Raw genomic sequence first — 12308 nt, forward strand, 5'->3', positions numbered from 1 at the left:
AGTCGGACCGCATCCCCCTTTGAAAAGGTACGTCTGCGGTCTGTGTCGGCTCCGATGCCAGAGGCTTGCCGGCAGATGCCAGACCAAATCTGATCCTACATCTGGTTTGGCAGCAAGAGCACTAGTCCCGGCAGTGTCAGCAAGATGATCAGACGAATGATATCGACCATCCAGAACGGCGTGACACCCTTGAAGATCGTGGCCGTCGGCACGTCGCCGACAACCGCCCGCAACACGAAGACATTCAGGCCGACGGGAGGTGTGATCAGGCTGATTTCGGTTACCACCACGACGATGATGCCAAACCAGATCGGATCATAGCCAAGCCCTGTGACGACCGGAAAGAAAATCGGCACGGTCAACAGCAGCATCGACAGGCTTTCGAACACGCAGCCGAGCGCAATATAGATGAGCAGGATCAGCCCCATGACCATCCACGGCGGCAGATTGTAGGCGGTCACCATGTCGCTAAGTGCGGTCGGTAGGCCTGCGATATTGACGAAGTTGGAGAAAATCCAGGCGCCGATCAGAACTGCAAACAGGCTGGCTGCGGTCATGGCCGTTTCGCGCAGGGCTTCCAGGGCATCTGCGAGCGACAGGCGTCTGCGGGCAAGCGCAATCAGAAAAGCCCCCATGGCACCCATGCCGGCGGCTTCCGTCGGCGAGAAGCTCAGGTTGATCGGCGGCACATCGAAAACACCATAGAGCCCGCCGATCACCAGAAAGAACAGCAACAGGACAGCCCAGACATCCTTCAGGGCGGACAGTCTTCCGCTGAGGTTGATGCGTTCACCTGCCGGACCGGCTTCCGGATCGCGCCAGACCGTGAACTGGACAGCAACCAGATAGAGTACGACACCCAGAAGGCCGGGAATGATGCCGGCGACAAAAAGCTTGCCGATAGAGGTTTCGGTCAGCAGACCGTAAATGACGAGGATCACCGATGGCGGTATGAGGATGCCGAGCGTCCCGCCGGCGGCAATCGATGCCGTCGACAGTTTGTCGGCATAGCCGAACCGACGCATTTCCGGCATGGCCACCTTCGACATTGTGGCGGCGGTTGCAAGGGACGATCCGGATATGGCCGCAAACCCGCCACAGGCAACGATGGTTGCCATCGCGAGACCACCGCGAAAATGGCCGAGGAACGCATTGGAAGCGGCATAGAGCTCCCGGCTGATCCCGGCCTTGTTGACGAACAACCCCATGAGGATGAACAGCGGAACGACCGAAAGGCCGTAATCCTGACTGGTATCGATGATCAGGCGAGCCGTCATGGAAATCGAGGCACGGTAGCCCGATTCAATCATGAAGCCGATCATTCCGACAAAGCCCATGGCGAAGGCGATGGGCACTCGCAGCAAGACCAGTACGAGAACCGCTGCGAATCCGAGAAGTCCTTCAAGCATGCCGGGGGCTCATCAATTTCGGTGCGAAAATATGGCCGAGCCCGCGGATAATGAGGACTGCGGCGGTAATTGCCGTGACGATGGAAATGAACCATCCGACATAGTGCAGGGGCAGGCGCAGATATTCCATGACGTCGCCATAGGAGCGGCTTCGTTCGGCCAGATCAAATACGCGCATGGCCGGCAGGACCAGCATCAGGCCGCAAAAGAGATCCGTGAAAGCGTTGCGCCAGCGGGTCAGTCCGGCGCGCTTGAACATGCCATCCGTCAGGTCGACGCAGATGTGGCCATCCTTTGCGGAAACGACCGGCAGAACCGAGAAAACCATGATTGCCATGAGCAGGCGCGTCATGTCGGCGGCAACTTCGATCGGCGCGTTGAACACCGACCGGAGCACCACGTCGCAGAACGTCATGACCATGAGGACGAACAAGGCAAACGAGGCAAGCAGCGCCGGCAGACTGGCCGCAAACTTGAGTAGACGGGACACGTCCAGATCCTTCAGCTGCGGGCGGTCCGGACGAACCGGACCGCCCGGACTCGTTTAGTTTCCGGCCATTTCCTGCTTGACCATTTCGTAGGCGGCTTTCGCGTCCACCCCGGCTTCCTGCAGTTCCGCCAGAACCTTGTCCGTGACTTCCTTGCTGATTTCCTCGAACTTGGCGATGTCATCATCGCTCGCAGGCGTGATCTTCGTGCCTTCTGCGTTTTTGGTCGCTTCATAGGCAATCGTGTCGGACTCGTCCCAGGATGCGCCTGCCATCCGGCTCGCGGGCTCGCCAAACACTTGCTCGTCCAGGGCCTTCTGGACATCCTCCGGCAGGCTGTCGAATTTTTCCTGGCTCATGATCACGGCAAAGGAGCCGCGATAGAGACCGCCCGGCATGTCATAAAGATACTTGGCCACTTCGTTCAGCTTGAAGCCGACACGCTCGCCGACATTCATCGCAACGGCGTCGGCCGCACCGGATTCCAGCGTTTCATAAACCTTCGGAGCCGGAACGTTGATGCCGATCAGGCCGAGCGCGGACCCCACATCGCCGGCAACACCGCCGCCGATACGCGTCTTCAGGCCGTTCATGTCGGCAAGACTGCTGACTTCCTTGCTGGAATGGATCTGACCGGGGCCATGGGTGTTGAGTGAAATGACCTTGACGCCACGATGCTCATTGAGGTCGGCGAGGTATTTTTCATAAACGCGCCAATAGGCGACGGATGCGTCTTCTGCGTTGCCTTCATAACCCGGCAGTTCAATCAGCTTCGTCCCGACGAAACGGCCCGGTTGATACCCGTGGAAGATGATCGCCATGTCTGCGGCACCATCGAGAACCAGATCCATCTGGGCTGGCGGCGGGGCGAGGCCAAAGACCAGCTCACCCGAGACTTCGCCGCCTGTAGCTTCTTCCATCATGGTGATCAGATTGGCAAAAATGCCGGTATTCACGCTATGGGTTGGCGGCAGCCAGCTTGAAATCTTGAGAACGGTTTCCGCCGAAAGCGCCGAAACGCTGAGGCTCAGTGAAACTGCGGCAGCGCCAACAATCTTGAATAGCGACTTCATCTTCCTCTCCCTTGAATGATGCGTCTGTCTGGCTGGGCTCCTCCGCAGGCCCGAGACCGTTTTTGAATACTTCCATTGATGAGCATGCCTTGTCAATAAATATGAAACTGCATGTATTTTTTGCAATCGAAAATAGAAACCGCCGTCGCTCCGCAATCATTTTCACGACGGATCAACGCTTCACGAAACTCCGAATATTCTTCTTGATTTCAGATATTTATCCAGATTTCTCAGCGCACAGCCCGCTTTACGCAGGCGATGAGTTAACATCCTGGCGAACAATCCACGTGTTGAAGCCCCTCCGCGATATGTGCAAAATCAAATAAATAAAATTGGGCCGCCGTTACATGGCGAGCCAGCCAGTGGCAGGGAGAAACGCATCTTGGACGTTCCATTCAAAACCACCCGCATGCTCAACTTCGGTGATTGCGACATCTCCGGCACAGCCTATTTTCCATCCTATCTGAACATCCTCAACGGTGTGAACGAGGAATTCTGGCTGAAGCTTGGCTATCCATGGCACAAGATTATCTGGGAGGAACGTTGGGGAACTCCGACTGTCCATCTATCCAGCGACTTCTCAAGCCCTTCCTTTTTCGGGGAAGAGCTGGAGTTCGAAGTAACCGTGAAGCGGGTCGGCCGGTCGTCGGTCACCATGCATCACGAGATCAGCTGCAAGGGAGAGAAGCGCTGGTCGAGCACCCAGGTGCTGGCCGCCAGCGATCTCGACAAGCATTGCTCCATTCCTTGGCCGGACGACGTGAAAACAGCCCTGCTGGCCTGTATGCCGCAAGATCAAGAAGACAGCTGACGGCTCAGAGGCTTCAGAACAAATCGCGTTGGTTTCCCGTCAAACGCGGCTCCCGCTAGTCACCCGAATCTGAAGTTCGTCTCAATTTCCGGCATGCTCCGAACGAACTTCAGATTCAAAAGGGTGACTAGCAAATATATGTTTCTAGTGTGGTTTTCGAATTTGAAATACGCTCTGGCAGTTGCAGCACCAATGAGGCGTATTTCAAATTCACCACACTAGATCGTCAGGGTTCCGACGCTCGCACCGCCGCAGACATAAAGCGTCTGACCGGTCACAAAGCTGTTTTCCGGATCGCAGAAGAACAGGAAGGCATTGGTCACGTCCCGGACATTGCCAATGCGCCCGACCGGGATGCGTTTGGCGAGGGCTTTCTGTTGCGGGCTGTCCTTTTCGACGATGCCCCAGAAGTTGTCGGTCAGGATCGGGCCGGGGGCGACCACGTTCACGGTGATGCCATGCGGGGCAAGCTCCAGGGCCCAGGTGCGCGCCATGCCGATCATGCCGGCCTTGCTGGCACTGTAGGCGGTTCGGGTCGGTGCGCCGAGCGCCGCCCGTGAGGCGTTGAACATGACACGGCCGAACTGGCGCGCCTTCATGTTCGGCAAGGCCGCCTGCAGGAGTGTTAATGCCGATCCCAGGTGCAACTGCGCAAGGCCGGTGATGTCTTCGGGCTTGGCATCCTCGACAAGGTTGGGCCAGATGAGCCCTGCATTATGGATCAGATGAGTGACGTCGAACTCCGCCGCGATCGTGCCGGCGGCAGCGGCCACGGCTTGTGCATCGAGAAGGTCGGCTTCCACCGAGTGCAGGTTCGGGTGAGATTTTTCCGGTGCGGTTCGTGCGACCGACACCACCGTGTAGCCCTGACCGAGAAGCCTTTCGACCAGGTCGGCACCAATCCCCTTGTTGCCGCCGGTAACGACTGCCGTAAATTCACTCATTCCGTCACCATCGCCAGAACCCGAAGCGGGCTGCCGGTTCCATTCTTGATTTTCAGGGGAGCCGCGATCAGCACTGCGCCTGTCGCGGGCAGCTGATCGAGATTGGCCAGACATTGCAGGCCGTATTTTCCCGCGCCATGCAGAAAGTAGTGAGCGGGGTAGGGCGGCACGTAGTGCGCCCCCTGGCCTGCATCCGTTCCGACGGTCTCGGTACCGAAACCGCGGATGTTCCGCTCCTCGATCAGAAACCGGATCGCCTCCGGCGTCGGCCCGGGCGAATGCGGTCCGTCTGCCCGCATGTTCAGATAGTCGGCGCCTCTGCGCTTGGACCAGTCGGTGCGCATCAGCACCCAGGCATCTTCCGGGATGCGGCCATACTCGCTTTCCCAGTTTGCGATGATCTCGGGCGTCAGTTCGAAGTCGTCGTTCTCTGCCGCCCCTTTCGAACAATCGATTACCACCACAGGACCGACAAAAGCCTCGACCGGGATCTCATCGACAGACCCGTTTGGCACGTCCTTTCCTGAAATCCAGTGCGAAGGCGCATCGAAATGGGTGCCGGTGTGTTCGCTCATGGAAATGTTGTGCCATTTCCATGCCGGACCACGGTGATCGTAGGCGCTGATTTCCTCCATCCGGAAACGCGCGCACTGACCGAACTCGGGCGGTAGCACGATGACCGGAAAGTCCGGATCGAGCGTGTGGGTCAGATCCACAATCCTGACGGCTCCGGAGGCAAGGCCGGAAACCAGCTGGTTCAGACCGCTCATGTGCCTTCTCCCCCTTGCGTGAGTTCACGTTCCAGGACTTTCGGGTCCCGCCGCCAGCGTTCGCGTATTTCCATGGCAACGTCACCGCACCACACGTCCTCGAGCCCCTGTTGCAACCCAGTGACCACCGATCTTGCGAGAGCCTTTGCATTGACCTTGGGAGGCGGCACCGGTTGGGTCCAGTCGTCTTCGTCCGGTCCGGTGAAGACAGTCATCACACGCAGTCCGGACGCACGGAATTCTCCACGCAGGGACTGCGACAGCGAATAGGCAGCAGCGTTGGAGGCAGAAAAGCAGCCGAAGTCCGGTGTGTTGGACAGGGCGAACACTGACAGGATATTCACCCAGGCAACCGCCGAGTTGACGCCATCGTTGGTGCGGGCGCACATGCCCGGTCCGAAGGCCTGCGCAAGACGCATCAGACCAAGATAATTGGTCTCCATTTCCTCACGCGCAAAGGCAGTATCGCCTCTTGCCAGAACACCGCCCGGCCGCAGAAACCGGGCATTGTTGACCAGAATATCCGTCTTGCCGCCAATTTCCCCGGCAAGCCGCTCTACCGAAGCGGTGTCTGTGACGTCAAGCGGCAGCACGCTGACCTTTTCGAGCCCGGATAACAGATCGCGGTTGGCGTGCGGACGCCAGCTTTCGGCCTCGCCGACAAAGATGGTTGAAGCCCCTGCCTCCAGCAGCGACGTCACCAGAGCCGGCGTATTCGGGTTTCGCAGGTCCGTGATCAGGATACGCCTGTGTTTCGGGTCGGCTGAAAGGGCACGCATTTGCGGATCGTCTTCCATATTGCTTGTCCTGTCCTTGGGCACTGCCAGCAAAACGCCCTGGCCGGACGCGTCAAGACGGTTGAGTAGTGTAACTTCTCCGCCGCGCTCGCAGTCGCCATGCACATGGCACAGGACCACAGGACCGGCATCCAGCTGCACCGAGCCCATGCGCCAGGGCGTTCTCTCCCGGAAGTAGAGATTGATCGACGTGCGGATCTGCGTCTCTGCCAGCAGTGTGCCCGCAGGCGAGATGTCCTGCCATTCCAGCCCGGCCGACAGGCAGCTTCCGCAAACGTCCCGGGGCGGATATTGCACCGTGCCGCAGTCGTCACAGACCTGAAGAGCGAAACGGCCTTCCGCAGCAGCCGCGGTCAGGCCGAGAGCCGCACGGGATCGGGCCTCCGGGGGACGTAGCGGAGACTGTGTGCGCTTTTGCGGATCTTTCTTGCGGGGAGGGGAAAGCGGTGTGCTCATGCCGGGCTCCCTGTTTTCACAATGGCCGCACTCGTGCAGACGCCGCGGTCGTAATTGATCATGCCGAATCCGGACACCATCGCGGTCGTCGCATCAGCCACCTGCGTGCCTCCGGCCGTGCCCAGTACCTGGCGCAGCGCTTCAACGAGGCCGATGAAACCACCCGCGGCCCCGGCCTGACCGGCAGACAGTTGTCCGCCGGACGTGTTGTGCGGAAAGTCTCCGGAAATTGTCAGGTCGCGGTTCCTGACGAAATCGGGGGCGCCGCCCTTGTCGCAGAAACCGAGATCCTCGATCTGCATCATCGAAATGACGGGATAATCGTCATAGGTCTGCAGGAGATCGATGTCGTCCGGCGAGCAGTCCGCCATGGTGTAGAGTTCTTCGACATCGAGCGTCCACCCCCCGCGCAACTGCACGGGATCCTCGGCATGGGCGTTGTGGCGCTCGATTGTTCCGCCGATCACGGCATAGGGCAGGTTCCGCCGCTCAGCCTCTTCAATGGACATGACGAGAAAACACTCGGACCCGGCGCAAGGCATGACACAGTCGAACAGGGCAATCGGATCGGCGATCGGGCGGGCGTCGAGATATTGCTCGAGCGTCAGCGGCTTCTTCATAAGCGCGTTCGGATTGCGCAGGGCATTGGCACGCTGCGCAACGCAGATCCTGCCGAAATCCTCGCGTGTCGCGCCATATTCCTGCATGTACCGGTCGGTCAGAAGCGCGAAATTGGCATTCGGCCCCCCAAATCCGTAAGGGTAGGAGGCATCCTGGGCAAAGCGGGAAAAGCTCGACAGCAGATTTCTGAAGCTGTCGATGTGGTTGGTGTCGCCGGCAACGCAGGCCACGATATCCGCGTCGCCCGCCTGGACTGCACGTGCGGCCCTCCGCAGGGCAACCACACCACTGGCACCACCCATCGGAATATTGTCCAGCCACCTGGGGCACAGGCCCAGATGCTGCGTCAGCCCGACAGCCGTATCCGGAAACAGGGTGAAGCTTGCAACCGAAAACCCGTCAATATCCGCAGGCCTCAAACCAGCGGCCTGAAGGGATCCGCGCAATGCGCTTGCGATCCACCAATGGGCCGTTTCGATGGAGTAACGCTGGTAGGGAATTGAAACCGGTGCGGTGACCGCAACGCCCTCATAGCTCTGTCGTTTCCCCATCAACTGGCCTGCCGCTTTTTCATGTGACCGGTGGCGATTGTATCGGCATCGTCCAGAAGCTGCAGTGCCAATTCCTTCAAGGCGGCCCGCTGGATCTTCTGGGTCGGCGTCAACGGCAGCTTGTCGACAAAGGCGATGTAGCCCGGTGCCTTGTAATAGGCCATCTGCTCCAGGCACCAGCGTGTGATCGCCTCGGCCTTGTCTCGGCTCGGGTTCTTCACTTTCAGGCAGGCAAACACCTCGTCGCCGCGCACCGGGTCGGGCACAGGGGCAATACCAGCCGCCTCGATGTCGGGATGGCGCATCAGGATCGATTCCACCTCTACGGCAGCGATGTTCTCGCCCGATCGCCGGATGACGTTTTTCTTGCGGTCGACAAAAAACAGGTTGCCGTCTTTGCCCTGGCGGACGATGTCGCCGGTATGGAACCAGCCGTCTTTCCAGGCCTCATCCGTCGCGGCTGCGTCCTTGTAGTATTCCGAGAAGAAACCGTAGCGCGGATCCGGCCCCGCGTGGCGCACCAGCAATTCACCCTGAACCGCCTCCCTGCCACTGTCGTCAACAAGTCGGCATTCGACGCCCGTGCCTGGCTTGCCGATGCTTGCCTGGGCCACCAGCCGGTCTTCACCCGAGGCGGCAATCACCGCCCCGGCTCCGGTTTCCGTCATCGCCCAGGCTTCGACCAGCGGAAAGCCGAAACGGTCCTCGAAGGCAATCTGCAGCTTCGGGTCAACACCTGCGCCAAAGCCGAAACGCACCTGATGCGCACGCTCTTCAGGGGAAGGGTCGAACCCCATCAGCATGGACGGCATCACGCCCAGGTAGTGCAGACAGGTTGCCCGGGACGCGGCAACATCCTGCCACCACGCACGCGGGTGGAAGCGATCCAGAACGGTAAGACACCCGCCAACCATGACCATCGCCATGAAGGAATAGGCCATTGCGTTCATATGGAAGACGGGCAGGGGCGTGATCATACGCTCGCCGTCTTCCGTCAGCGTTGCCAGTCCGCCGACACTGGCATACCAGCGGCCAGCAAGCAGGAAATAGGTATTGGGAAGGACGCAGCCCTTCGGTTTGCCGGTCGTGCCAGAGGTGTAGAGGATAGCCGCCTCGCGGGCCTCGCCTTCCAGCGGCCGGGCGGTGACCGCCTGGTCGCGCGGCCCGGGGGCAGGGTCGCCGGGGGCTATCACGGCCGCCTTGATGCCGGCAGCGGCAACGGCAGCCTCAAGTTCCTTGTGGCGGTCTTCGATCGATATGATCAACGCCGGTTCGGAGTGGCCGATGAGATATTCAAGCTCCGCAGCTCTCAGGTCCGGATTGACCGGCACAACGGAGCCGCCAATTCGGTTTACCGCGAGCCAATGCAGGAAGAACGTGGGCCGGTTTTCCAGAAGCAGGGCAACACGCACGCCTGCACCATAGCCAGCCTCCATCAAGTTCTGCGCAAGCGTGTCGACTTCCTGGCGTGCGGTGCCATATGTCAGCTCGCCGGGCGGTATGTCGTAGATATCTGCAGTGCCGGGCAGAACGTTCAGAAACGGTCGGTCCGGAAATTTCTCCGCCGTTGCAGCGAAGGCCTCATAAACTGTTTCAACTGTCATGGCTGTCATGGCAGCAACTGGATATTGCCGAAAGCGGCGTCGCAATTGAGGATGTCGACCCGCTTGTTGGCTATCCTGATCTCGCCATCGACCACTTTCAGTTCGTGCGTTGCCGTCAGCGCCAGCAGAAACTGCTCGTCCAGGCGCGTTTCGACATAATGCATGGATGTGTTGGTGACGATCCTATCCCCATCCATCTCGTCGATGAAGGGCCGCTGGATGACATGGTGACAACGGCTCTTGGGCTTCTGGCTGAAGGTTCTGGCCCCGTTCAGCCGTTCCACGCGCAAGCGCAGCATGAACATGTCCTCGTAGAGCAGGGACGTCACCAGATGCGGATCGGTCTGCTTGTAGTCGAGCGGCATCCAGTAGTGGCCGTCTTCCAGCCACAACGACAGCCATTCACTGTAGCGGCCCTCGTCCAGCATTCTTGCTTCGTCATAGATGAAGTCGATGACCTCTTCCCTGGAAACCGCCATCACGCATTCTCCATCGTAGCTGTCATGAATTTCACCCAGGCATCGAACTGGTTGCGCATCTGCCGTTCCGTGGTGCCGTTTTCCACGGCCTCCTCGCCAAAGTCTTCCTCTTCCGTTCTGAGGCGCTGAACATTGACCCATTCCATGCCATTGGACATGAGGCCTTCCTGCGCGCGCTCGTACATTTCCAGATCGTCGTGGCCGACCATCGATGTCGGAGCGTTGATCATCCGGTTGTACATGGCGGTGCGCGCCAGAAGTTCGTCCGGCGCCCCGACCAGACGGTAGATGTAGCTTTCGACCAGTGTCTTGTCGGGCCCCAGCGGAATGAAATTGCGCAGCTGCTGGATCGGTCCCTTGATCATGATGTTCGGGAAATAGACCGTGTTATGCCGGTTCTCGCCGAGAATTTCCTTCGCGCGCTCCTCGCCGTGGGTTTCGCTCAAGGCCTCGAAATAGCCAGGTATCGCGGAATAGTCGGAATGGATCGAGTGATGCACGCCCGTATGCCCGTGCCCGTTCGGCCAGGTACGAATGCCCATGTTCTCGAAGAACTCGTAGGGCGACATGAAGGGCGCGATGATCTCCATCGCGGGCGGACGCGGTTCCGGGTTCCCCATCTCCTTCCAGATGTTCACAGCGGTTCCGGCGGAGCTTTCGTGGGCGACCATCGGGTGACAAGTGTCGGTCTGGTTTTCGACCAGCATCTTCCAATTGCACTTGTGCATGTAGCGCAGCGGCGGACCGGCGATCTCAAGCCGTCCTTCCGGCGAGCGGTCGACCATGTTGTCGATGGAACTCAGGCTGTCGCCGAAGTAATCCTCGAAGCTGATGCCCTCGGCAGCCAGGCGGGCAAAGACGAACCCGCGATAGTTCTTGACCGCACCAACGGCTGTCATGCCCTTGGCATTTTTGGTGTTTTCGAAGCCGGTGTTCTCGTAACCCTTCTTCAGCGGGATCGCGAGCAGGCAGCCGTCCGTCTTGAACGACCAGGCGTGATAAGGGCACCGGAAGAACTTGCCCGTATTGCCTTCCCGGTCGATCGCGATCTTGGTGCCCTTGTGCGGGCAGCGATTGTAAAGAACGTGGATTTCGCCATCGGAGTGACGCACCTGGATGACAGGCTGGTCGCCGATCTGCGTGGTGAAATAGTCGCCCTTGTTCGGGGTCTGGCTGTCATGGCCGACAAACACCCAGGTGTTTGCGAACAGATGCTGCATTTCCAGCTTGTAGATTTCCGGGCTCGTGTAGACGTCCCGATGCACCTGCGGCCCCGTGAACAGAGCGGCGATTTGGCTGGCCGTTTGCATGCTGGCTCCTCCCTGGAATGCGAAACCCTAAAGATCGAGGACAAGTCGCGCGGACTTCGCGCGGCTGACACAAATCTGCATGACCTTTCCCGATGCCTTTTCGGCATCCGACAGCACGACGTCGCGATGATCGGGCGTACCGCTGATCACATCCGTCTGGCAGATGCCGCAGTCGCCGCGCTGACAGTCATACATGACGTCGAGGCCGGCATCTTCCAGTGCCTGGATGATGGTCTGGTCCGGGGCGACAGTCACTACCTGTCCCGTGCTGTGTACCTCCACCTCGAATGCCGCATCGCCGGACTGCGCCTCTGGGGCGGTGAAGAGTTCAACATGAATGGCCTCTTCCGCCAGTCCGGCTGCGATCGCGGCAGCGCGTGCGGCATCGATCATTCCCTTCGGGCCGCAGATATAAAGATGCGTTCCGGAAGGCTGGGCCTTCATCAGTGCGGCCAGATCGAGCGGGTCCGTGTCGTCAAAGTAAAAACGGGCACTGTCACCGAAAGCGTTCTTCAGCTTGCCGGCGAAACCCATCCGCGCAGCCGAGCGGGCAGAATAATGCAGCTCGAAAGACCGGTCTTTCGATTTCAGCTGGGTCGCCATCGAAATCAGCGGCGTGATGCCGATGCCGCCGGCCAGAAGCAGGACGTGCGGAACATCTTCGGCAAGCGGGAAGTCGTTCTTCGGTTCGCTGACGGAGATCGATTGGCCTGCGCTCAAGGCATGCATGGCCTTGGAGCCCCCCTGGCCGCTCTCCTCCCGCTGAACCGCGACCGTATAGAGGTCATCAGTCTCCGGCCAGTCGATCAGGGAGTACTCCCGTTCGCCCAGAGGACCGAGATCGAATTTGACATGCGCACCGGGCTCATAGCCCGGCAATGACCCGCCTGCTTCCGCCCGAAACCTGAAAACGCGAATCTGATCGGTTTCCGGTTCTACACCTTCAAGAACAAGTTTCACCGCAATGCCTCCTCCTGTAAAAAATATGAAATTTC

12 protein-coding genes are annotated in these 12308 nt (G+C 59.4%); 1 reads left to right on the plus strand and 11 read right to left on the minus strand.

Annotated features, from left to right (window positions below; genetic code table 11):
* Nucleotides 1-95 precede the first annotated feature (95 nt).
* From FIV05_RS29555 to FIV05_RS29565, 3 genes are read right to left on the minus strand one after another with little or no spacing between them, the layout of a single operon-like run.
* Complete coding sequence (locus FIV05_RS29555) at nucleotides 96-1409, minus strand: TRAP transporter large permease (RefSeq protein WP_023001304.1); 1314 nt, start codon at nucleotides 1407-1409, stop codon at nucleotides 96-98.
* Nucleotides 1402-1899, minus strand: a complete 498-nt coding sequence (locus tag FIV05_RS29560) for a TRAP transporter small permease subunit (RefSeq protein WP_077294517.1) — start codon at nucleotides 1897-1899, stop codon at nucleotides 1402-1404. Before FIV05_RS29560 ends, FIV05_RS29555 begins: the two co-directional genes overlap by 8 nt.
* A 54-nt stretch (nucleotides 1900-1953) precedes the next feature.
* Nucleotides 1954-2970 (minus strand): TRAP transporter substrate-binding protein, encoded by a 1017-nt coding sequence (locus FIV05_RS29565; protein WP_152507936.1) that lies wholly within the window; start codon nucleotides 2968-2970, stop codon nucleotides 1954-1956.
* A 409-nt stretch (nucleotides 2971-3379) separates the two neighbouring features.
* Here FIV05_RS29565 and FIV05_RS29570 point away from each other — a divergent pair, with 409 nt between their 5' ends.
* The gene (locus tag FIV05_RS29570; protein WP_152512494.1) at nucleotides 3380-3781 is read left to right on the plus strand and encodes a thioesterase family protein; all 402 of its coding nucleotides are present in this window, start codon (nucleotides 3380-3382) and stop codon (nucleotides 3779-3781) included.
* A gap of 218 nt (nucleotides 3782-3999) precedes the next feature.
* Here FIV05_RS29570 and FIV05_RS29575 read toward each other — a convergent pair whose 3' ends face one another.
* Genes FIV05_RS29575 through FIV05_RS29610 form a run of 8 tightly spaced genes read right to left on the minus strand, consistent with a single transcriptional unit; the run spans nucleotide 4000 to nucleotide 12273 of the window.
* The gene (locus tag FIV05_RS29575; protein WP_152512404.1) at nucleotides 4000-4725 is read right to left on the minus strand and encodes an SDR family oxidoreductase; all 726 of its coding nucleotides are present in this window, start codon (nucleotides 4723-4725) and stop codon (nucleotides 4000-4002) included.
* Nucleotides 4722-5495 (minus strand): cyclase family protein, encoded by a 774-nt coding sequence (locus FIV05_RS29580; RefSeq protein WP_152512403.1) that lies wholly within the window; start codon nucleotides 5493-5495, stop codon nucleotides 4722-4724. Before FIV05_RS29580 ends, FIV05_RS29575 begins: the two co-directional genes overlap by 4 nt.
* Nucleotides 5492-6748, minus strand: a complete 1257-nt coding sequence (locus FIV05_RS29585) for an SDR family NAD(P)-dependent oxidoreductase (RefSeq protein WP_152512402.1) — start codon at nucleotides 6746-6748, stop codon at nucleotides 5492-5494. The genes FIV05_RS29580 and FIV05_RS29585 overlap by 4 nt, the downstream gene beginning before the upstream one ends.
* Nucleotides 6745-7920: a thiolase family protein gene (locus FIV05_RS29590; protein WP_152512401.1), complete on the minus strand. Its 1176-nt coding sequence runs from the start codon at nucleotides 7918-7920 to the stop codon at nucleotides 6745-6747. Before FIV05_RS29590 ends, FIV05_RS29585 begins: the two co-directional genes overlap by 4 nt.
* Nucleotides 7920-9533: an AMP-binding protein gene (locus FIV05_RS29595; RefSeq protein ID WP_152512400.1), complete on the minus strand. Its 1614-nt coding sequence runs from the start codon at nucleotides 9531-9533 to the stop codon at nucleotides 7920-7922. The genes FIV05_RS29590 and FIV05_RS29595 overlap by 1 nt, the downstream gene beginning before the upstream one ends.
* On the minus strand, nucleotides 9530-10003 hold the full coding sequence (locus FIV05_RS29600) for an aromatic-ring-hydroxylating dioxygenase subunit beta (RefSeq protein ID WP_077294496.1): 474 nt from the start codon (nucleotides 10001-10003) through the stop codon (nucleotides 9530-9532). Before FIV05_RS29600 ends, FIV05_RS29595 begins: the two co-directional genes overlap by 4 nt.
* Nucleotides 10003-11313 carry an aromatic ring-hydroxylating dioxygenase subunit alpha gene (locus FIV05_RS29605; protein ID WP_152512399.1) on the minus strand — a complete coding sequence of 437 codons (1311 nt, stop codon included), beginning with the start codon at nucleotides 11311-11313 and terminating at the stop codon, nucleotides 10003-10005. The genes FIV05_RS29600 and FIV05_RS29605 overlap by 1 nt, the downstream gene beginning before the upstream one ends.
* 27 nt (nucleotides 11314-11340) lie before the next feature.
* Nucleotides 11341-12273, minus strand: coding sequence for a PDR/VanB family oxidoreductase (locus tag FIV05_RS29610; protein ID WP_152512398.1), 933 nt, complete (start codon nucleotides 12271-12273; stop codon nucleotides 11341-11343).
* Nucleotides 12274-12308 lie beyond the last annotated feature (35 nt).

This window comes from Labrenzia sp. THAF191a (assembly GCF_009363335.1).
GTDB lineage: Bacteria > Pseudomonadota > Alphaproteobacteria > Rhizobiales > Stappiaceae > Roseibium > Roseibium algicola.